Raw genomic sequence first — 20077 nt, 5'->3', positions numbered from 1 at the left:
CGCGCGCCCCCCCCCACCCCCCCCCGCGCGGGTGGCGCTGGGGGGCCCCCCCGCGCCGGCCCCCCCCGCCCCCCCGCGGGGGGCGGGGCGCCCCCCCCACTCCCGTTTCCGGGGGCTCCGCCCCCAGCCCCCGTTCGGCCCGAACGGCCTCGCCCTCGATCGCCGGCCACGCTGAACCCACGGACACACACCGACGACAGAGTCCGTGCCGAGAACCCCGGCCGGCGTCGAGGATGCTGACCTGTGCTGGAAGTACGGGCCAGGTACGGACTCACGCAGGAGAACTCGACGTGTACTGATGACTCCGGCCGAGGCCATCCCCCCAGCCCGTCCGGCGTTTGAGGACGAGCCCTTCGGGCGATCGGGGGTCCAGGGGGCGGAGCCCCTTGGCGGGGCGCGCAGGGGCAGAGCCCCGCAGGAGCCCACGCCGGGGTCAGGGGGCGCCACCCACGCCAGGGTCCGGGGGCAGAGCCCACACCGGTCCGGGCCGCAGCCCCACGTCGAGGTCCGGGGGCAAAGCCCACACCGGTCCGGGGCGCAGCCCCCCGTCGAGGTCCGGGCCGCAGCCCACACCGGGGTCAGGGGCGCACAGCCCACGCCGAGGTCCGAGGGGCGGAGCCCCACGCCGAGGTCCGGGGTCGCAGCCCACACCGGGGTCCAGGGGGCACAGCCCACGTCGGGGTCCCGGGGGCGGAGCCCACGCCGGGGACTGGGGCGGAGCCCCAGGTGTGGATGGGTCGGGTAGGGGCGGCGGGGGCGAGAGAAATCCGCCGCAAGCCCCGCGGGGCGCCGCCCTCTACAGAATCGCCAGGTCGACGACCCAGAAACTGGCGGCCGCCACCAACGCCGCCGCCGGCATGGTGATGAACCACCCCAGCACGATGTTCTTGGCGACACCCCACCGCACGGCGTTCACCCGCTTGGTCGCCCCCACACCCATGATCGCCGACGTGATGACATGCGTCGTGGAGATCGGCGCCTTGAACAGGAACGCCGTGGCGAACATGATCGACGCCCCGGTCGTCTCCGCGGCGAACCCCTGCGGCGGATCCAGCTCGATGATCTTCCGCCCCAGCGTCCGCATGATCCGCCAGCCGCCCGCGTACGTACCGAGGGACAGCATCACGGCGCAGGAGATCTTCACCCACACCGGAATCGGATCGTCGGCTCCCTGGACGTCACCGATGACCAGCGCCATCACGACGATACCCATCGTCTTCTGCGCGTCCTGCAGACCATGACCGAGCGCCATACCGGCCGCCGAGACGGTCTGGGCTATCCGGAAACCCCTCTTGGCCTTGTGCGGGTTGGCCCAGCGGAACAGCCACATGATCGCGCACATCACCAGATAGCCGCCGATCAGACCGACGACCGGCGACAGGAACATGGGGATGATGACCTTGTCCAGGACGCCGGACCACAGGACGGTCGTACCGCCCGCGAGCGCCGCCCCCACCAGACCGCCGAACAACGCGTGCGACGAGGACGACGGAAGACCGAAGTACCAGGTGACCAGGTTCCAGACGATGGCCCCGATGAGCGCGGCGAAGAGGATGCCCATCCCCTTGGAGCCCTGGGGCGTCGCGATCAGACCGCTGCTCACGGTGTGCGCGACGCCGCTGCCGAGGAACGCGCCCGCGAGGTTCATCACCGCGGCCATGGCGAGCGCGGCCCGGGGGGTCAGCGCCCGGGTGGACACCGACGTGGCGATGGCGTTCGCCGAATCGTGGAAGCCGTTCGTGTACGTGAATCCGAGCGCGACCACGATGGTCACGATCAGCGCAAAGGTGTCCACGAAGCCTCAGGACTCCTTGACGGCGATGGTCTCCACCGTGTTCGCCACGTGTTCGAACGCGTCGGCCGCTTCCTCCAGCACATCCACGATCTGCTTGAGCTTCAGCACCTCGATGGCGTCGTACTTGCCGTTGAAGAGCTGGGCGAGCAGCTTGCGGTGGATCTGGTCGGCCTGGTTCTCGAGGCGGTTGACCTCGATCCAGTACTCGGTGAGGTTGTCCATGGTCCGCAGGTTCGGCATCGCCTCGGCGGTCAGCTCGGCCGCCCGCGCCAGCACCTCGATCTGCTGCTCCACGCCCTTGGGGAGCTCCTCGACCTGGTACAGCACGACCAGGTCGACGGCCTCCTCCATGAAGTCCATGATGTCGTCGAGGGACGAGGCCAGGTTGTAGATGTCCTCGCGGTCGAAGGGCGTGATGAAGGAGGAGTTCAACTGGTGGAAGATCGCGTGCGTCGCATCGTCACCGGCATGCTCCGCTGCCCGCATGCGCTCTGCGATCTCGGCCCGGGAGGAGGCGTCGGCCCCGAGCAGTTCCATCAGGAGTTTCGAGCCCGTGACGATGTTGTCCGCGGATGCGGAGAACATGTCGTAGAAGCTCGTCTCCCTGGGGGTCAGACGAAATCGCACGTGAGGTCCTCGGGGTCCTTTTGTTTCGGTCAGGCTGATGCTAGGCGCATCATCCGGCCACGGCTAACCGGCCGTCCCCCAGTGTCGCCCATGAGGCACAGTGATCAGCACAGGGTCCGGTCCCGGCATCGGGCAAGGGCCCTATACCCAACGAAGTTCGATACCATATACCTACCAGGGGTATATGTAACCGACCTTTCCGGCGGGATCAGCAGGAGGACGCGATGACGACCACCGAGGCCGGCGCGCCGGCGCCCTCCGGTGACACGCAGGGGCCCGTGGAGCAGGTCGTGACCGACCACGACCGCAGTGTCCACGGCTACCACAAACAGAAGGACGAGCACCTCAAGCGCCTGCGCCGGATCGAGGGCCAGATCCGCGGTCTGCAACGGATGGTCGACGAGGACGTCTACTGCATCGACATACTCACGCAGGTCTCCGCCTCCACCAAGGCCCTTCAGTCCTTCGCCCTCCAGCTCCTGGAGGAGCACCTGCGCCACTGCGTCGCGGACGCGGCCCTCAAGGGCGGCGACGAGATCGACGCGAAGGTCGAGGAAGCGACGAAGGCGATCGGCCGGCTGCTGCGCACCTGAGGTGCTGTCCCGGGCGACCGCGGCACGCGCCGGGTGCGGGGCGATCCACCGTGACCTACGCCTGCGCGCCGCTCTCCCGCGCACGCTCTTCGGCCACTTTCAGCACCTCGTCGATGCTCTCCAGGCTGAGCCGGTCCTCATGGGCGGCCGACGCCGCGATGATCAGATCGCCGCACAGCTCGATCTCGGCGAGGGCCACGTGGTCCTGAACTGCCGTACCGCCGACCGGAGCCACGCGCGTCACCTCTTCCTGCCGTCACCGACTTCCTAGAGTAGGGAGCGGCCTACACACCGCGCATGGCACGGAAGGGCCATTTCCAGCCCCCCACCCGCTCCCACGAGGAGCCCGCGCGGACGCTCCGCGCCGCCCCCGGCCCGGACCCCTACCCGGACTTCACCGGCGTACCGCACCTTTCACCCCCGCGGTCCCCGCGCCGCTACGGCTCCGCGATCTTCCCCGCGAAGATGTCCCCGGACTCGGGAAGCCGTACGGGCGCCGGGACCCCGAAGTCGTGGAGCAGGGTCGTCGAGACGACCGCGACCGTACCCCTGCGCTGGCCGTTGACGAAGCTGAACCGGTTGCGCAGCTCACGGATGCGTCCCTCGTCGTCGAGATACACGTCGAACGGGACCTCGGCGGTGGCGAACCCTTTCGCCGCCGCCCGCAGCGCCTCCCGGTTCCCCTTCGACGCGCTCCGTGCGGCGAGGTCCAGGTCGGCGATCCCGCGATAGTGCGCCACCGGGACCCCCGCCACCTCCGTCCGGCCCACGTACGTCGCCGTCCGCGCCCCGCGCAGCAACTCGGCCGCGGCGAACGGGTCGGTGGCACCGCCGGTCACCAGATTCCCGTCGGAGAGCGTGGCCGTGTCGACGCGCACCCACTTGTCGGCCGGGACCCCGGCGCCGCGGTTCTTCATGAACAGGGCACCCGGAGCGAGCAGTTCCGTGATCGGCCGGTGCTCCTCGGCTCCGGCCGGGTCCTGCGGCAGCTCCACCGTGAGCCGCCCCGCCTGCTTCCTGAAGTCGTAGACACCCTCGCCCCGGATGGTGACCCGGGTCCCGCCGGTGGCCATCTCCATCGACGTACGCGCCCTCGCGCTGCCGGCGCGCTCCAGGGTGGCGGCGGCGCGGTGCAGCACCTCGGCGGAGGCCGCCCCCGAGCGGGTGCTCACGGCGGCGGGGCGTGCGTCCTCGGCACCGGCGCGACCGGCCGAACATCCGGCGACGCAGCACATGAGCCCCGCCACCGCGACCGCGAGAACGCGGGCGTCCGCCCGCCTGCCCTGTTGCGCCACCATCGTCCGCCGACCCCCAGCCGGTCCGTCCCGGGCCTCCTGTCGTACCGGTTAACGACCGGTAGGGACGCCCGTCACGCGGGTGCGCTTCCGTCTGCTTGCCTTGGGTAACGTTATGGACGTGGCGCAGCAGGACGACATCCCATTCGCCGGAGAACACCGGACCATCACGGTCGAGCAGGGCCGCTTCTGCGTGGCCCGCTGTTCCTGCGGCTGGAGAGGCCCCGCCCGCCGGGCCCGCAGCCTCGCCCGCACGGACGCGGAGTCCCACACGACGCCCTCGCTCGCCTGACCCCGCCCCGGCCCCGGACGGCCCTCGCGCGCGGGCCGAGGAGCCGCGACGCCCCTGGCAGGAGGCCGGATCGCAGGTGGGAGACCCGTGATATCGGTCATATCGGGATCACAGTCCTGTAGCGGTTGCGTTCCACGCGCGTTCGTTGTGGAACCCTCGTGAACGGTCACCCGTCTCGTCCCACGGGAACCAACGGGAGGCTCACATGCAACGGCGAATATTCATAGGCGGCGGCGCGGCCGTGGTCGCGGCGGCGGTCACCACCGCGTGCAACGGGAAGGGCGGCGCGTCCACCAGGACGTCGTCAGGGGCCGTCGAGACGACCAGCGCCCCGGCCGGCGCGTCCACCGGCGCCACCACCGCGGCCGCCACCACCGCCGGCGTCCGCGCCGCCACGAACTGGGCCGGCCTGGCCAAGGACCTGGACGGCCCCCTGGTCCGTCCCGGCGACCGCAGCTGGGCTGTCGCGCGGCAGCTGTACAACACCCGCTTCGATACGCTGAAGCCGACCGCCGTCGCGTACGCCGCCCACGCGGACGACATCCGTACGGTCATGGCCTACGCCCGCGCCCACCACATCCCGCTGTCGATCCGCAACGGCGGCCACTCCTACGCGGGCTGGTCCTCCGGCGACGGCCGGCTGATCCTCGACGTCTCCAAGCTGAACAAGATCCGGGCGTCCGCGAACGAGGCCGTCGTCGGCGCCGGTTCCAAGCTGATCGACGTCTACCGCGCCCTCGCCGCGAAGGGTGTCACCATCCCCGCGGGTTCCTGCCCGACCGTCGGCGTCTCCGGTCTGACCCTCGGCGGCGGCCACGGCGTCGTCTCCCGGGCGTACGGCCTGACCTGCGACAGCCTCACCCAGGCGACGCTGATCACGGCGGACGGCAAGCAGCTCGTCGCGAACGCCAGTGAGAACAAGGACCTCTTCTGGGCGCTGCGCGGTGCCGGCAACGGCAACTTCGGTGTCGTCACCGAGCTCCGTTACAAGACCCATCCCGCCCCGCAGGCCGTCTCCGCGTACCTGACCTGGCCGTGGGCCAAGGCCGCCGCCGTGGTGAAGGCCTGGCAGGAGTGGGGACCGGACCAGCCGGACGAGATCTGGTCGTCCCTGCACCTCGCGAACACCGCCGGGGGCACCCCCACCGTCTCCGTCGCCGCCTTCTCCCTGGGCACCTACGGCGAACTCCAGAACGCCGTGGACCGCCTGGCCGACCGGGTCGGCGCCCCCGCCCGCAGCGCCTCCCTCAAGAGGCACTCGTACGAGGAGTCGATGGAGGCCTACGCGGGCTGCTCCTCCTTCCCCACCGACCCCCAGTGCCATCTGCCGGGTACGACGCCGGGCCGTTCCGCGCAGGGCGCCCTCGGCCGCGAGACGTACGCGGCCCGTTCGGACTTCTTCGACCGCTCCATATCCGCGGCCGGCGTCCAGACGCTCCTGAACCAGGTCGCCTCGGTCCGCGCCGGCGCCGGCAGCATCGCGCTCACCGCGCTGGGCGGCGCGGTCAACCGTGTCTCACCGACCGCGACGGCCTTCGTGCACCGCCGCTCCCGGATGCTCGCCCAGTACATCGTCTCCTGGCAGGCGGGCACCTCCGGCACCACGGCCCAGTCCTGGCTGACCTCGGCCCACAAGGCGATGGCCCGCCACGCCTCCGGCGCCGCCTACCAGAACTACACGGACCCCACCCTCACCGACTGGCGCAAGGCCTACTACGGCGACGCGGCGCCCCGGCTCACCGCTCTGAAGAAGCAGTACGACCCGGACCGCTTCTTCTCGTTCCCCCAGGCGCTGTAGCAGCCGTCCGCCGCGGGAGCGCCCTCCCCGCGCGAGCCGCTGGGAGGGAGCCGGAGCCGGGAGGCGGTGGCTACGCCGCCAGGTCGGGCTCCTCCGGCCGCTCCGCCCGCGCCTCCGGAATCCGCGCCCGCTGTCCCGTGAGACCCGCGCGCCGCGCCCGGACGAGCCGGCCGGCCCGCGGGGACCCCTCGACGGCCTTCATGACCGGCGTCAGCATGGCCATGGCGAGCGGGGACAGCAGCAGCGCGACGGCGGTACCGAGGGCGAACCCGCCGATGACGTCCGTCGGGTAGTGCACGCCCATGTAGACCCGGCAGAACCCCTCGACGAGCGCGAGCCCTATCCCGGCCAGGCCGAACTTCCGGTGCACGACGAACAGGCCGACGCCCATCGCCATCGTGAGCGTCGCGTGGTCGCTCACGAAGGAGAAGTCGCTCTTGCCCGACACCAGGACGTCGAGCCCCTGGTGGTCGACGAACGGCCGGGGCCGCTCCACGAAACCCCTTATCGGCACGTTCACCAGCACCGCGATCCCCGCGGCCAGCGGCGCCCACACCAGCCCGGCCACGGACGACGCCGCGCCCTCACCGCCGCCGCGCCGCACGGTCCACCAGCACCACAGCACCAGCATGACCATGGCGAGCAGCAGTCCGTACTCGCCGACGAACTCCATGCCACGGTCGAACCAGTGCGGTGCGCCCTTGGCGAGGCCGTTGATGTCGTAGAGCAGGTCGACGTCGGGGTTCGAACCGGATTCGGCGAGTCCAGCCATGGTGCTGCGGCCCCTTCGTCGTCTTTGCCGCGGGCGCACCCTTTCGCGCGCCGCTCGATCCACCCCGTGGTGTGTAGAACCGCGGTCCGGAAGTCCTGGATCCGCTCTACCTCATCAGGAACGCACAGTGCCCTTCAGTACGTTCCACACTCCACCGAATGATCACGCAGACGTTATCGAAGAGAGATACATCGCCGCAGCTCAGGGGGTGGGTTCAGACCGTGGTCGGCAGCGCTTTCGCGCCATCCTCGGTCACGCGCGTGGCTCCGAAGTAGTCGGGGGTGTCGACCGGGTCGAAGCGGATGACGGCACCCGTCCGCGGCGCGTCGATCATGTAGCCGCCGCCCACGTAGATGCCCACGTGCCGGATGGCCCGCGAGTTGGTGAGGTCGTCGGAGAAGAACACCAGGTCCCCCGGCAGCAGTTCCTCGCGCGCGGGGTGCGGACCGGCGTTGTACTGATCGTTGGCGACCCGCGGCAGGGTGACCCCGACACTCTCGTACGCGGCCTTCGTCAGACCCGAGCAGTCGAAGCGTCCGCCCTGGTCGGCGGTGCCGTTGCCGCCCCACAGATAGGGCGTGCCGAGCTTCTTCTGCGCGTAGTAGATCGCCGCCGCGGCCTGCCGTGACGGATCGACCCGGTTGACCGGCCGGGCGAAGCTCTTCTCCAGGGTCGTGATCGTCTTCACGTAGTTCCGGGTCTCCCGGTACGGCGGCACGCCCCCGTACTTGATGACCGCGTACGCCCCCGCGTTGTAGGCCGCGAGCATGTTCTCCGTGATGTTCCCCGGCGCGTTCTTCACGTACGAGGCGAGCTGGCAGTCGTACGAGGCGGCCGACGGAATCGCGTCATTCGGGTCCCATACGTCGCGGTCGCCGTCCCCGTCGCCGTCGACTCCGTGCGTGGCCCACGTCCCGGGGATGAACTGCGCTATCCCCTCGGCCTTCGCCGGGCTCTTGGCGTTCGGGTTGAAGCCGCTCTCCTGGTACAGCTGGGCGGCCAGCAGCGCGGGGTTGATCGCGCCGCACAGGTTTCCCCACTTCTGCACGAGTGTCTGGTACGCGGCCGGGACCGCGCCCTTGGCGAGCCCGACCGAGCCTCCGCCCACCCCGTTCGCGAGGTTGCCCGCGACGACGTAGACCCCGACGACGAGCAGCATCACGAAGGAGAGTCCCGCCCCGGCGACAGCGGCCGCCACGACCCATGCCTTACGCACCGTCAACCGCCCCTCGCCGCCCGGGAGTCCGCCGCCGCCAGTGTAGAGGCGGCTCCCGCGCCGCGGGACGATCACACACGAGGAGAAACCGCATGTGGCGGCCCTGTCGGGGCGCCCCCCACGCCCCCTGGGCAACTCCCCTGCCCCGCAAGGCGGTATCACGCCAAAGAGGACACTCCGGCGTGGCCGGAAGCCGCGCGCGAGGCGCGGCGCTCCCCCGCTACCGCTGGGTCGACCGGTACAGGTCCCGGGCCTCGTCCCCGAGGACCACGCTGTACGAGATGTCGTCGGTGTCCCCGCCCGCCTCGTGGCCGCCGATGACCCCGACGACCTCTCCGTACCCGTTCACCCAGGGGCTGCCGCTCGTACCGCCGGCGAAAGCCGGGCAGGCGATGCGCTGCTGGGTGCGGCTGTGGGCGGTGGGCCTGTTCGTGCAGGTGATCGGCGCTTCGAGCGTGCTGGGGTAGCCCGTGACGGTGACGGCGGTCGCCCCGGTCTCCCGCCCCGTGACGAACGCGTTGCCGCCGACGACGTCCTCGACGCCCTTGCCGCCCCGGTCGGCGACGGTGGCGAAGGCGACGTCGCTGTCCTCGTCCTGGGCGCCGGTCCACGCGTCACCGACGTACGTCCTGCGGATCTCCCAGATGCCGTACGGCGCCTTCCCGTCGCGGTATCCGGGCACGAAGCGGAGCTTCCCGGCGCCGTCCAGGCAGTGCGCGGCGGTCACGAGCAGGTTCCGTCCCTTGCTGTGCACGACGGACGCCGTACAGAAGTGGCCGCCCACCAGGGGGCCGCTGCCACCGAACAGCGCGCCGACACGAGAGGCCGCCACGGTGCCGGGGGCCCGCGCGGTCACGCCGAGGGGCCCGCGGCCGTCGTCGGCGGCCGCCACGGAGGCCGATGTCGCGGCCAGCACCGCGACCGCGACGAACAGGGCGTTCCGCCGGGCACCGGGGGGACGAGTGATGCGCTTCATCGGTTCATACTCTGGCTCACGGATCTGAGAGAAATCCTGAAACCACCTTGAGAAGTTGCCAAGAGTCGCCGGCGCGGTCCGCCGTACGGCCCAGCTCCGCCGACCGCCCTTTCTCGCACTCCGACCAGATGACGTCACGCTACGTTACTCCCGTCACGTCCCGCGCGCGCGGCGACCGGATGTCCACAGGCTGTGGACACCCGCCCCGCCCCGCACACCACCGGGTCCCCGGACGCTTCCCGGCACCGGGGAGAGGAAGACCTCCGTGGCTCAGGTACCCCCGAAAGCCCACCGGACGCGAGCCGCCCCCGGGCCCTCCGGGGCCGCGCCGACGCGTGCCCGTCAGGACGCGGTCGGGGTGCCGCCGGCCGCGGGCCCGCCGTCCCCGGCACCCCCGCCGTACGCCGCGGCCGTACGGACCGCGGCCTCCCGGGCGGCGCTCTCGGGTTCTCCGGCCGCGAGGCTCGCCCGGTACCAGCCCTCGCTGCTCAGCGTCACGAACCGGCGCCCGTCCTCGGAGGCGAGCCAGGCCATGCTCTCCTGCGGGTCCACGGACCGCCCGGACGACAGATGGGTGGCCAGCCCCATCAGACCGAGGTCCCAGCCGACACCGACCGCACCCGGTCCGTACTCCGCCCAGCGCTCCTCGTCGACGTGCGCGATGTGCGCCAGCTCGAAGCGGGTCACGGCTTCCGCCACCGCCGTCAGCCGGACCTCGATCCAGCTGACCTCACCGCCGAACTCCCAGGTCGCGGCGAACCCCCGGGGCGGATCACAGCGCTCGACCGTCCCGCTCGCGTTGCCCTCCAGTCGGTAGGTGCCGCCGAGCCTCAGCTCGCCGGAGACCGGCAGGAACCAGCGCGGGATGCGCCGGGCGCTGGTGCAGGCGTCCCAGACCTCCTCGCGCGTCACGCCGTAGGTCTGGCGCACCGTCACCACCCGGGCCTCGCCCGACCTCCCGGCACGGGTGCCGACCTGCCGCCGTACCGCGTCGATCTGCTGACTGACGTCGATCATGGAGTGCTCCCGGGATCCGCTCGCTGGGCGGCCATCTCACCACCGACGGCGACCGAACCCGCGCACCTCCACGCGTTTCCTGTGAGCCCGGCCGGGCCACCACCGGACAGCAGCCCGGCGACCCGCGTCCCGACCGCGGGGCGGACCTCGCCAAGTACCGCCCGCCCCAAGGCCTCCGGGCCCGCGCCACCACCAACGGCTGCTGCCCCAGGGCCAGTCGGGCCGGCGTCACGCGGGGACCGGGTCACGGCGACCGGCCACCGCCCGTTTCCGCGCGCGCCCGCGACGGGGGATAGCCTGCGTGACAGCGATCGCGCGTCCACATCCGGCAGACGCGCGACCCGGAGAACATCGGCTCGACAACCCGTCAGAACCGGGACGCGTCCGCGGCGGACCTACGAGGCGAGCGGGACGACTGTCCCGCGCACTTCGTAGAAGGGGTTAACGACGGAACCACACGACAGGTTCCGCATCGGCTTCATTGCCCGGCGTGACCTGCCGTGATACACAGAGTGACCATACGACTCTCCGCATACCGGCGCACGCCTCTCGAATGGGGCCCGCGTGCGCCGGTGGCAAGGGATTCGTACGAAACCCGCCAACCAATGACGCCAAGTCGACATGCGACAGCGCCATTGTCGGCGAGAATGGGCCCGACCTCTGCGCGCAGTGGCAGGGGGTGCAGAACTACCCACTAGGGGCGGTGACTTACATGCTTTTCGCAGCCGACAAGGGCGACATCACCACAATCATCGGCGGGATCGCCCCGGACTGGGGTCCCTTCGGCAGCCTGGGCAACGAAGCCAAGACGATGATCCAGGTCGTGATGGCGGTCGCCATCCTGCTCTGCCTCGGGATCGCGATCTGGGGAGCGGCCAAGCAGCGCATCGGCGCGACGGCGCTGCGGGACACCTTCAGCGCGGAACAGGGCAAGGGCCTGATCATCGCGGGCCTCACCGGGGTCTTCATCATCGGGTCCCTGGGCACGCTGTTCACCATCGTGTACGGCATGGCCGTCTAGCCCCGGCCGGGGCGCCCGGCTCCTGTTCTCCGTCTGTCCGATCCACCTGTCCGTCGCGCCCACCGGCTGAGGTTGCGTTTCCCTGATGTCGAGTCACCACACCGCGTCCGCGCGGAAACCAGCACGGCTACCGTCGTACTACGCGATTCAGCAGAGGTTGAGGGGGCGTACGCGGCATGAGTCTCGGTGACGAACCCGGATACGGGGACGGTCCCCGCGGCGACGACGGGAGATACGGGGGCACGGGCCAGACCCGGACCCGGCTCCCCGACCGCCCCGGCGACGTCTACGGCGGCGCCCGCCGCGGACGCTCGTCCTCGCGCAGCCTGGTCACGGTGGTCGGCGTCGTGGTCCTCCTGATCGCCGCGATCGCCTTCGCGAACCGGGGAGGAGACGATTCCTCCTCGGGCGACGGAGGCGGCGGCGGGGGCGCCAAGTCGGGGACCTCGCCCACGGCGGCCTCCGGCGACCGGCCGGTCGATTCGAAGACGAACGGGATTCCGGCGGGGTTCGCCCACACCGAGCAGGGGGCGCAGAGCGCGGCGGCGAACTATGCGGTGGCGTTGGGGTCGACGGACATGTTCCACACGGACAACCGGCACACCATCGTCGACACCATCTACACGTCCGACGCGGCCGGTCATCTCCAGGGACCGATGGACGACGCCTATTCTCCCGACTTCCTCGGAAAGTTGGGGCTCGACGCCAAGGGGAACCCGCCGGACGGCAACACCTTCGTCTCGCGCACGATCCCTGTCGGCTCCAAGGTCCAGCAGTACAGCGCCACGGCAGCCAAAGTCTCGGTCTGGTACATGGGACTCATCGGCATGTCCGGCCAGGGATCGACCGACCCGGTCAGCTCCACCTGGAAGACCTGGACCTTCGGCCTGCAGTGGGACAAAGGCGACTGGAAGATCGTGACGGATTCCCAGAAGGACGGCCCCGCCCCGGTCCCCGGCGACGACAAAGCCGCCGCCTCCGACGAAATCAGCAAGGCCATCGAGGAGTACGGAGGGTTCACGTATGCCCGGTAGCCTGCCCCGCGTCCTGAGGTTCACGGCCGTCGCGGCCGCCGTCCAGACCTCCGTTGTCATGCTGGCCACCCGTGCCATGGCGGCGCCGACTCCGAAGCCATCGCGGTCGAACGACCCCTGCGATCTTCTCATCGGCCCGGCCAAGCAGTACTGCTCACAGGACAGCGGGTCCAAGCGGTCCGGCACCACCAACCCCAGCCTCACCTCCACCCTCGACCCCCTCTCCTCCCTCGCCAAGGGCTGCGCCGACGCCGCGTCCTGGACGATCGACAAGCTCTCCTCCGCGGTCAACGACACGGCGAACGTCGACTTCACGAACCCCAAGTTCCTCCAGCAGTACGCCGTCGTCTTCGCGGCGTCGACGATCCTCACCCTTCTCCTGTGGCTGCTCGCCGTCGCGAAGAGGGCGGTACGAGGCGTCCCCCTCGGCACCGCGCTCTCCGAGGCGATCGGCTTCCTCTGGCTCACGGTGCTGGCGTCCGCGTTCACCCCGCTGATCCTCTACACCGTCGTCTCGGCCTCCGACGGCGTCACCGACGTCCTCGCCAAGACCACCGGCAACCAGACCGACACCTTCTTCGGCACCTTCTCCGGCGCACTCGCCAAGGGCGAGAACATCGGCGGCGGCCCGATCATGCTGATCGTCGTGTCCCTGGTCTCGATCCTCGCCGCCGGCGTCCTGTGGCTGGAGCTCGTCATCCGCGCCGCCCTCCTCTACGTCGGCGCCCTCCTCGGCACCGTCGTGTACGCGGGCCTCGTCGACAAGAACCTCTGGGGCCACGTCCGCCGCTGGGCCGGCGTCATGATCGCCGTCATCCTGGTGAAGCCGGTCATCGTGATAGTGCTGGGCCTGGCCGGCGCCCTGTCGACCGACAACGGCCCGGACTCGTTCTCCGCCGTCGTCTCCGGCCTCGCCATCATCCTGCTCGCCATCTTCGCCAGCGCCATGATCTACCGCTTCGTCCCCGGCTTCGGCGACGAGATCGCGAACTCCCGCAACAACCGCATCATGCAGGGCGCCGAAGGCAAGGCCGCGGCCGTGATCAGCTCCCCGGCCACCCTCGTCGCCCAGGGCATCAAGACCCACAGCACCCGCGCCGACAACAACGGCGGCGGAGGCGGAGGCAACAGCGGCAACCAGCCGCCCCGCCCCGCCAACCCCGCCTCCGGCGGCGTCGCGGCGCACAGCACCCGCACACCGAACGGAGGCGGCGGAGCCGTCCCGGCCGCCGCGCCTCCACCACGCACGAGTCCCACCGGAAACACCCGCAACAGCAGCTCCAACCGCACGGGAGGTGAAGGGCGTTGACGACCGAGTCCCACGTGTCCCATCCGGTCACGCCCCGCCGTACATATCTGATCGGCCGCGCCCGGCCGAACGCGATGGTCGGCCGGAACCGCGAGTCCGGCGAGATCGTGCTCATCATCGCGGGCGCGTTCCTCGGCATGATGTGCGGTCTGCTCGTCCCCGTACTGTCCCTGCGGATCGTGCTGCTGATGGGCTTCCCGCTGGTCGCCCTCGCCGCGGTGTACGTCCCGTACAAGCGCCGCACGTTCTACAAGTGGTTCGAGATCAACCGCAGTTACAAGCGCAGCCTGCGCCGCGGCACGGCGTACCGCAGCAACGTCATGGAGGCCGGCACGCACCTCGACGGCCGGGAGATCGAGATCGGACCGCCGCCCGGCATCGGGCGGATCTCCTGGCTCGCGGCCCCCTTCGGGCCCGACGAGATCGCCGTGCTCCTGCACGCCGACCGCCGCACCGTCACGGCCGCGATCGAGATCGAGGGCCCGGGCGTCGGCCTGCGCGACAGCGAGGACCAGGAAGCCCTCGTCGACCGCTTCGGCACCCTCCTCAAGCACGTCGCGAACGGCGACGGCTTCGTCACCCGCCTCCAGATGCTCGCCCGCACGCTGCCCGCCGACCCGGACGCCCACGCCAAGGACGTCTCCGTACGCGGGGACGAGAAGTCCCCCGGCTGGCTGCAGCAGTCCTACGACCAGCTCCAGTCCATGGTGTCCACCAGCAGCGAGCAGCACCGCGCCTATCTCGTCGCCTGCATGCACTGGACCCGCGAACTCGCCGCCGAGGCCCAGGCCATGGCACGGGCGGCCCGGCCGCAGGGCGGGAAGAAGCTGGACCGCGACGCGGGCCTCGCCGTCGTCATGGCACGCGAGCTGACCGACATCTGCTCACGGCTCCAGGAAGCCGACATCCGCGTACGCCAGCCCCTCGGCCAGGGCCGGCTCGCCTCCCTCGTGCACTCCATGTACGACCCCGACCACCCCATCGACCACATCCAGGCGATGACCAAGCGCAACGCCTGGCCCGCCGAGCTCGACGCCATGGAGCCCACCTACCTCCAGGCGAAGACCCGGGAGTCCTCCACCCGCGCGCCCTGGTGCCACGCCACGGCCTGGGTGAAGGAGTGGCCGATGACCCCGGTCGGCGTCAACTTCCTCGCCCCGCTGCTGGTCCACACCCCGGACGTCATCCGCACGGTCGCCGTCACCATGGACCTCGAACCCACCGAGATCGCCATCGAGCGCATGCTGACCGAGAAGACCAACGACGAGGCCGAGGCCAGCCGGCAGGCCAAGATGAACCGCACCGTCGACCCCCGCGACATCGCCTCCCACAACCGCCTCGACCAGCGCGGCGAGGACCTGGCGAGCGGCGCGGCCGGAGTGAACCTCGTCGGCTACATCACCGTCTCCTCCCGCTCCCCGGAGGCCCTCGCCCGCGACAAGCGCACCATCCGCGCCTCGGCCGGCAAGTCGTATCTGAAGCTGGAGTGGTGCGACCGCGAGCACCACCGGGCCTTCGTCAACACGCTCCCCTTCGCCACCGGTATTCGGAGGTAAGGCCCTGATGCGGGATCCGCTGTCCGCCGCCACCGACACCTTCACGTCCTTCCTCTTCGGCAAGGTCGAGACGACCCGGCTGCCGGTCCGCACCTCCACGGGCCAGGCCCAGGCCGTCTACCTGCCCACCGCCGCACCCGGCCTCGGCGACTCCGGCGTCATCATCGGACGCGAGGTGTACTCCGGGAAGGGGTACATCTACGACCCCTTCCAGCTGTACGGGCAGCAGCTCCCCGCCCCCCACTGGCTGGTCCTCGGCGAGTCCGGCAACGGCAAGTCGGCCCTGGAGAAGACCTACGTCCTGCGCCAGCTGCGCTTCCGCGACCGGCAGGTCGTCGTGCTCGACGCGCAGGGCGAGGACGGGGTCGGCGAATGGAACCTCATCGCGGAGGAGCTGGGAATAACTCCCATCCGCCTCGACCCCACGGCCGCCCTGGACATGGGGATCCGGCTCAACCCGCTCGACCCGGCGATCACCACCACCGGCCAGCTGGCCCTGCTGCGGACCATCATCGAGGTCGCGATGGGCCACGGCCTCGACGAGCGGTCCGGCTTCGCTCTGAAGGTCGCGCACGCCTATGTCAACGAGACGATCGTCGAGCGCCAGCCGGTCCTGATGGACATCGTCGAGCAACTGCGGCACCCCGAACCGGAGTCGGCCGAGGCGATGAACGTCGCCATAGACGACGTACGGGCCTGGGGCCTGGACGTGGCCCTGGTGCTCGACCGGCTGGTCGACGGTGACCTCAGGGGCATGTTCGACGGCCCCACGACGGTCGGCATCGACCTCGACGCCCCGCTCATCGTCTTCGACCTCTCCCACATCGACCGCAACTCCATCGCCATGCCCATCCTGATGGCGATCGTCGGCGTGTGGCTGGAGCACACCTGGATCCGGCCCGACCGCAAGAAGCGCATCTTCCTGGTGGAGGAGGCGTGGCACATCATCAACAGCCCCTTCGTCGCGCAGCTGTTCCAGCGCCTGCTGAAGTTCGGGCGACGCCTCGGCCTGTCCTTCGTGGCGGTGGTGCACCACCTGAGCGACGTGGTGGACGGAGCCGCGGCCAAGGAGGCCGGCGCGATCCTGAAGATGGCGTCCACCCGCACGATCTACGCCCAGAAAGCCGACGAGGCACGCGCGACGGGACGGGTGATCGGGCTGCCCAGGTGGGCCGTGGAGATCATCCCGACGCTGACCCCGGGCATCGCGGTCTGGGACGTCAACGGCAACGTACAGGTCGTCAAACACCTGATCACGGAGACCGAACGGCCTCTCGTCTTCACCGACCGCGCCATGACCGAGTCCTCCGCCGACCATCTCGCCGACGACGCGCTGCGCGCCGCGGAACTGGAGGCCGAGGAGCGGGCTGCGGCCTTCGTGGAGCAGCACCTCAGCGATCTCGACGGCACGTCCGAGTCCACGGTGGCGTGAGATGAGACGCGACGAGCGGGATCGGGAGCGGGAGAGCGCGGGGGGCGTCCCCGACGGTCTGCTGGTGGGAGTACTGGCCTTCCTTCTCGGCCTGACCCTGCTGGTGTGGTCCGCCACCGGGCTGGCCGGGTGGCTGGCCCGGGGAACCTGGCCGGCGGGCGTCACCGTCGCCCGTACGCCCCTGGCCCTGCGCCATCTGATCGGCCGCCCGCAGGACGTCGCGGGCGCCTGGCCGGACACCCCCGCCGGCCAGTTGTCGGGGTACGGGCTCTTCTGGGGCCTGTTCATCGGGCAGCTGATGGTGCTGGTCGTGCTGACGGTGTTCGTGATGGGCACGGTCGCGCGGTGGCGGGCGGTGCGGGCACGGCGGAAGGCGGGCGCGTACGCGCCTCAGGCGCAGGACGCGGCCCGTGTGCCCGAACCCGCGCGTGCACCGGCCGAGACGTACGCCGAGGTCCCGAAGGGCGCCGAGGAACCCGTGCGTCACGAGGTCCCGGTGCCCCGGCCCGTTCCCGAACCGGCCGAGCACGCCGCGGAGGCTCCCCGGCCGACACCGGTTCCTCTGGCAACCGGGGGAACCGGCGCGAGCGGCTGGGCAGGCAGCCCGGCCGCGGGCTCGGTCGTCCTCGGCCCCGCCGAGGCCCGCCATCCCACCGCCACCCAGGCCGTACGGGACGCGGAGGGCGCCGTCCTGGTCGTCACCTCGGACCCGAGAACCTGGTCGGAGACCAAGGACGCCCGGGCCAAGCTCGGCCCGGTCCTCCTCTACGACCCCACCCATCGCTGCGACACCCCGGCCCGCCTCCACTGGTCCCCCGCCGCCGGCTGCGAGGACAGGGCCACGGCGGCCGCCAGGGCCGCCGCGCTGCTGGCCCCCGTCCGCCCCACCGCCAAGGTCGACCACGCCATGGCCGACGTCGCGGAAACGCTCCTGCGGAGCTATCTGCACGCCGCCGCCGTGGAGGGCAAGGCCTTCCGGCACGTGCACCGCTGGGCCCAGGGATCCCAGGTCCAGGACGCGGTACGGACCCTGCGTACGAACCCGAAGGCGGCCTCGGGCGCGGCAGGAGAACTCGAGGCCGCGCTCACGTCCCATCCCGAACGCCGTGACATAGCTCAGGAGTTGACGGCCCGTGCGCTGTCCTCCCTGTTCACGGTCAACATCCGTGAAGCCTGCACACCGAACCGAAGTGACGCCCTCACGCTGGATTCCTTCGTCAACGAAGGGGGCACGCTTTATGTGGTCGGTGAACCCATCGAGGACCCCAGAGCGAATCCCGGCGCCATGCCGCTCCTGACGGCCCTCGTCTCAAGCGTGGTCGAGCGCGGCCGGCGCATGGCCGAACGGTCATCCTCCGGTCGCCTCGACCCACCACTTACGCTCGTCCTGGACGACGTGGCGGCCGTCGCCCCGCTCCCCCAGCTCCCCGACCTGCTGACCGCCGGAGCGGGCCAGGGCCTCCCGACGCTGGCCCTGCTCCGCTCCCGGGAGCAGGGCAGGGCCCGCTGGCCGCAGTACGACCTCCCGCTCTGACCCCCGATGCCGGCCGGGACAGCCCTCAGGACCGTGTGATCACGAACTCCAGGTCCCGTGCCCCCTTGTCCCCCACGGACGCCGTGCTCCCGCCGGTCGGCAGGAATCCGACCCGGCGGTAGAACGCCTCGGCCCGCCCGTTCTTCTCGTGCACGAACAGCCGTACGCGCTCCAGGCCGATCCCCCAGGCCCAGGCGAGCGCGGCGTCGAAGAGCGCGTCCGTCACACCGCTTCCCCGGTGCTCGGGCCGTACGAAGACGCCCACCAGATGTCCCTGGTCCCGCTCGCTCACGTTCCCGAGGATGTCCGGCTCCCCGGTCCTCTCGACCAGCACGACCACGGAGCCGCGCCACACCCCGTCCGGTCCGACGGCCACGAACTGCCGCCGGTCCAGGACGCCTTCGGCTGCCCCCGCGGCCCGCTCCTGCCAGAACGAGTCGGGCCGGGCCACGGAGTCCTCGTAGGTCTCCACGAAGGCGAGATGCGCGACGGGGTCCCGCAGCGCGACGAGCCGGAGCTCCTTCACCGAACGCCACTCGTCGGCCCGTATGGAGCGGATCACTTGGTTCATACGGCCACGGTAGTCCTGGGATACGCCCTCGTTCACCCGGATTTCGACACCGGGAGGCCACCCCTGGAATCCACCCTGCCGATCCCTGCCGTACAGGCCCCCGTCATGCTCTTCCCTGTACGACGTGCGGTGCGATGTCCTCTGCGACGTTGCCACGACACGGAATTGACGCCTACTGTCGCCGGCTTGCCAGGGAGAAAGACGCATGCCCCAGGTCCCACTCGAAGAACTCCGTCACGTCATCCATCCTCCGGGCAAGCTGGAGAGCAGGGCGGAGCACTGGGCCGGCCGCCTCTACATGCGTTCGGTGTCCCTCCGGGTGACGCGGCTGGCTCTCGGTACGCGTTTCGCGCCCAACCAGATCACGGCCGTGATGGTCGTCGCCGGCGTGCTCTCCGGAGTCGCGCTGGTGCTGCCAGGTCTGGGCGGCGCGGTGCTCTCCGTCGTCTTCATGCAGCTGTACCTTCTCCTGGACTGCGTGGACGGTGAAGTCGCCCGCTGGCGAAGGCAGTACAGCCCGCTCGGCGTGTATCTGGACCGCCTCGGCGCGTATCTCGCCGACGCCGCCGTGATGGTCGGCATGGGCATCCGGGCCTCCCAGCTCGGCCTGGACCCCTATCTGGTGGCCGGCCTCGCGGCCGCCATCGGTGTCCTGCTCCTGAAGTCGTCCTCGGACCTCGTCCATGTGGCCCGCTCCGACAGCGGCATGGAGAAGGCGACCGACCAGTCCGTCGTCCCGCGCTCCACCGGCCTCGCCCGGATACGCCGTCTCACCTCCGCGGTCGGCCTGCACCGTCTCGTCAACGGCATCGAGTGCACGTTGCTGCTGCTCGTGACGGCGGTCGTGGACCTCGCGCTCGGCGATCTGACGGCGACGCGTGTCGCGACGGTGGGCGTGACGGCCATCGTGTGGCTGCTCGTCCCCGCGCACATCGTCTCGATCGTCGCCTCGTCCCGCCTGAAGTAACGGCGCCCAGGACAGTCCACACAACGCCTTCAGCCCCCACCCCCGGCAACGGGGGATGGGGGCTGAAGGCCTGTGTTCGTCCGTGCGGGTGTCGAGGAGCCGGCCGCGACACCACAAAGAAGGGACCCGTAAACGCAGAAAACCCCCGTACCGATTTCCCGGTACGGGGGTTTCCCTCAAAATTTGTTCGGCGGCGTCCTACTCTCCCACAGGGTCCCCCCTGCAGTACCATCGGCGCTGTAAGGCTTAGCTTCCGGGTTCGGAATGTAACC

19 protein-coding genes and 1 rRNA gene are annotated in these 20077 nt (G+C 70.7%); 10 read left to right on the top strand and 10 right to left on the bottom strand.

Annotated elements, in window-relative coordinates; translation table 11 throughout:
• Nucleotides 1–796: 796 nt before the first annotated feature.
• Nucleotides 797–1795 carry an anion permease gene (locus tag ACFV2J_RS34045; RefSeq protein ID WP_385085198.1) on the bottom strand — a complete coding sequence of 333 codons (999 nt, stop codon included), beginning with the start codon at nucleotides 1793–1795 and terminating at the stop codon, nucleotides 797–799.
• 6 nt (nucleotides 1796–1801) lie between these two features.
• On the bottom strand, nucleotides 1802–2422 hold the full coding sequence (locus ACFV2J_RS34040) for a DUF47 domain-containing protein (RefSeq protein ID WP_385085200.1): 621 nt from the start codon (nucleotides 2420–2422) through the stop codon (nucleotides 1802–1804).
• 224 nt (nucleotides 2423–2646) lie between these two features.
• Here ACFV2J_RS34040 and ACFV2J_RS34035 point away from each other — a divergent pair, with 224 nt between their 5' ends.
• Nucleotides 2647–3015 carry a metal-sensitive transcriptional regulator gene (locus tag ACFV2J_RS34035; protein ID WP_385085202.1) on the top strand — a complete coding sequence of 123 codons (369 nt, stop codon included), beginning with the start codon at nucleotides 2647–2649 and terminating at the stop codon, nucleotides 3013–3015.
• Between the two features lie 55 nt (nucleotides 3016–3070).
• Here the strand turns inward: ACFV2J_RS34035 and ACFV2J_RS34030 are convergent, their stop codons facing one another.
• Nucleotides 3071–3259, bottom strand: coding sequence for a hypothetical protein (locus tag ACFV2J_RS34030; protein ID WP_385085204.1), 189 nt, complete (start codon nucleotides 3257–3259; stop codon nucleotides 3071–3073).
• 193 nt (nucleotides 3260–3452) lie between these two features.
• Nucleotides 3453–4313, bottom strand: a complete 861-nt coding sequence (locus ACFV2J_RS34025) for a hypothetical protein (protein WP_385085206.1) — start codon at nucleotides 4311–4313, stop codon at nucleotides 3453–3455.
• Nucleotides 4314–4431: 118 nt separating this feature from the next.
• On the opposite strand from ACFV2J_RS34025, the gene ACFV2J_RS34020 reads away from it, so the two are divergent.
• Both ACFV2J_RS34020 and ACFV2J_RS34015 read left to right on the top strand, forming a co-directional pair.
• Nucleotides 4432–4602, top strand: a complete 171-nt coding sequence (locus tag ACFV2J_RS34020) for a hypothetical protein (protein WP_356799989.1) — start codon at nucleotides 4432–4434, stop codon at nucleotides 4600–4602.
• A gap of 205 nt (nucleotides 4603–4807) precedes the next feature.
• Nucleotides 4808–6400: an FAD-binding oxidoreductase gene (locus tag ACFV2J_RS34015; protein ID WP_385085208.1), complete on the top strand. Its 1593-nt coding sequence runs from the start codon at nucleotides 4808–4810 to the stop codon at nucleotides 6398–6400.
• A gap of 70 nt (nucleotides 6401–6470) precedes the next feature.
• On the opposite strand, the gene ACFV2J_RS34010 is transcribed toward ACFV2J_RS34015, so the two are convergent.
• From ACFV2J_RS34010 to ACFV2J_RS33995, 4 genes are all read right to left on the bottom strand, one after another.
• Nucleotides 6471–7172 carry a phosphatase PAP2 family protein gene (locus ACFV2J_RS34010; RefSeq protein ID WP_385085210.1) on the bottom strand — a complete coding sequence of 234 codons (702 nt, stop codon included), beginning with the start codon at nucleotides 7170–7172 and terminating at the stop codon, nucleotides 6471–6473.
• 214 nt (nucleotides 7173–7386) lie between these two features.
• Complete coding sequence (locus ACFV2J_RS34005) at nucleotides 7387–8394, bottom strand: NlpC/P60 family protein (protein ID WP_385085212.1); 1008 nt, start codon at nucleotides 8392–8394, stop codon at nucleotides 7387–7389.
• Nucleotides 8395–8608: 214 nt separating this feature from the next.
• Complete coding sequence (locus ACFV2J_RS34000) at nucleotides 8609–9364, bottom strand: trypsin-like serine peptidase (RefSeq protein ID WP_385085214.1); 756 nt, start codon at nucleotides 9362–9364, stop codon at nucleotides 8609–8611.
• Nucleotides 9365–9706: 342 nt separating this feature from the next.
• Nucleotides 9707–10381 (bottom strand): SRPBCC family protein, encoded by a 675-nt coding sequence (locus ACFV2J_RS33995; RefSeq protein WP_385085216.1) that lies wholly within the window; start codon nucleotides 10379–10381, stop codon nucleotides 9707–9709.
• A 712-nt stretch (nucleotides 10382–11093) separates the two neighbouring features.
• Here ACFV2J_RS33995 and ACFV2J_RS33990 point away from each other — a divergent pair.
• The 6 genes from ACFV2J_RS33990 to ACFV2J_RS33965 all read left to right on the top strand — a co-directional run bounded on the left by ACFV2J_RS33990 (nucleotide 11094) and on the right by ACFV2J_RS33965 (nucleotide 18267).
• On the top strand, nucleotides 11094–11402 hold the full coding sequence (locus ACFV2J_RS33990) for a hypothetical protein (protein ID WP_054232206.1): 309 nt from the start codon (nucleotides 11094–11096) through the stop codon (nucleotides 11400–11402).
• 176 nt (nucleotides 11403–11578) lie between these two features.
• Nucleotides 11579–12436, top strand: coding sequence for a hypothetical protein (locus tag ACFV2J_RS33985; protein ID WP_385085218.1), 858 nt, complete (start codon nucleotides 11579–11581; stop codon nucleotides 12434–12436).
• Nucleotides 12426–13745, top strand: a complete 1320-nt coding sequence (locus ACFV2J_RS33980) for a hypothetical protein (protein ID WP_385085220.1) — start codon at nucleotides 12426–12428, stop codon at nucleotides 13743–13745. Before ACFV2J_RS33985 ends, ACFV2J_RS33980 begins: the two co-directional genes overlap by 11 nt.
• A 14-nt stretch (nucleotides 13746–13759) precedes the next feature.
• Nucleotides 13760–15301: an SCO6880 family protein gene (locus tag ACFV2J_RS33975; protein WP_153293040.1), complete on the top strand. Its 1542-nt coding sequence runs from the start codon at nucleotides 13760–13762 to the stop codon at nucleotides 15299–15301.
• Nucleotides 15302–15308: 7 nt separating this feature from the next.
• Complete coding sequence (locus ACFV2J_RS33970) at nucleotides 15309–16733, top strand: ATP-binding protein (RefSeq protein WP_385085222.1); 1425 nt, start codon at nucleotides 15309–15311, stop codon at nucleotides 16731–16733.
• A 1-nt stretch (nucleotide 16734) separates the two neighbouring features.
• Nucleotides 16735–18267: a type VI secretion protein gene (locus ACFV2J_RS33965; protein WP_385085224.1), complete on the top strand. Its 1533-nt coding sequence runs from the start codon at nucleotides 16735–16737 to the stop codon at nucleotides 18265–18267.
• Nucleotides 18268–18292: 25 nt separating this feature from the next.
• Here ACFV2J_RS33965 and ACFV2J_RS33960 read toward each other — a convergent pair whose 3' ends face one another.
• Complete coding sequence (locus ACFV2J_RS33960) at nucleotides 18293–18838, bottom strand: GNAT family N-acetyltransferase (RefSeq protein ID WP_385085226.1); 546 nt, start codon at nucleotides 18836–18838, stop codon at nucleotides 18293–18295.
• A 205-nt stretch (nucleotides 18839–19043) separates the two neighbouring features.
• On the opposite strand from ACFV2J_RS33960, the gene ACFV2J_RS33955 reads away from it, so the two are divergent.
• On the top strand, nucleotides 19044–19805 hold the full coding sequence (locus tag ACFV2J_RS33955) for a CDP-alcohol phosphatidyltransferase family protein (RefSeq protein ID WP_385085228.1): 762 nt from the start codon (nucleotides 19044–19046) through the stop codon (nucleotides 19803–19805).
• 185 nt (nucleotides 19806–19990) lie between these two features.
• Here ACFV2J_RS33955 and rrf read toward each other — a convergent pair.
• A 5S ribosomal RNA gene (rrf, locus tag ACFV2J_RS33950) occupies nucleotides 19991–20077 on the bottom strand; the annotation flags it as partial.

This window comes from Streptomyces sp. NPDC059668 (assembly GCF_042734135.1).
Taxonomy (GTDB): domain Bacteria; phylum Actinomycetota; class Actinomycetes; order Streptomycetales; family Streptomycetaceae; genus Streptomyces.
The sequence above is the reverse complement of the archived record's forward strand: the minus strand, read 5'-3'. Positions and strand labels throughout refer to the sequence as shown.

Coding starts and splice junctions, on each gene's coding strand:
- ACFV2J_RS34025 (WP_385085206.1), bottom strand. CDS start 4,313: ATGGTGGCGCAACAGGGCAGGCGGGCGGACGCCCGCGTTCTCGCGGTC.
- ACFV2J_RS33955 (WP_385085228.1), top strand. CDS start 19,044: ATGCCCCAGGTCCCACTCGAAGAACTCCGTCACGTCATCCATCCTCCG.
- ACFV2J_RS33970 (WP_385085222.1), top strand. CDS start 15,309: ATGCGGGATCCGCTGTCCGCCGCCACCGACACCTTCACGTCCTTCCTC.
- ACFV2J_RS34015 (WP_385085208.1), top strand. CDS start 4,808: ATGCAACGGCGAATATTCATAGGCGGCGGCGCGGCCGTGGTCGCGGCG.
- ACFV2J_RS33990 (WP_054232206.1), top strand. CDS start 11,094: ATGCTTTTCGCAGCCGACAAGGGCGACATCACCACAATCATCGGCGGG.
- ACFV2J_RS34000 (WP_385085214.1), bottom strand. CDS start 9,364: ATGAAGCGCATCACTCGTCCCCCCGGTGCCCGGCGGAACGCCCTGTTC.
- ACFV2J_RS33995 (WP_385085216.1), bottom strand. CDS start 10,381: ATGATCGACGTCAGTCAGCAGATCGACGCGGTACGGCGGCAGGTCGGC.
- ACFV2J_RS33980 (WP_385085220.1), top strand. CDS start 12,426: ATGCCCGGTAGCCTGCCCCGCGTCCTGAGGTTCACGGCCGTCGCGGCC.
- ACFV2J_RS34035 (WP_385085202.1), top strand. CDS start 2,647: ATGACGACCACCGAGGCCGGCGCGCCGGCGCCCTCCGGTGACACGCAG.
- ACFV2J_RS33965 (WP_385085224.1), top strand. CDS start 16,735: ATGAGACGCGACGAGCGGGATCGGGAGCGGGAGAGCGCGGGGGGCGTC.
- ACFV2J_RS34010 (WP_385085210.1), bottom strand. CDS start 7,172: ATGGCTGGACTCGCCGAATCCGGTTCGAACCCCGACGTCGACCTGCTC.
- ACFV2J_RS33985 (WP_385085218.1), top strand. CDS start 11,579: ATGAGTCTCGGTGACGAACCCGGATACGGGGACGGTCCCCGCGGCGAC.
- ACFV2J_RS33960 (WP_385085226.1), bottom strand. CDS start 18,838: ATGAACCAAGTGATCCGCTCCATACGGGCCGACGAGTGGCGTTCGGTG.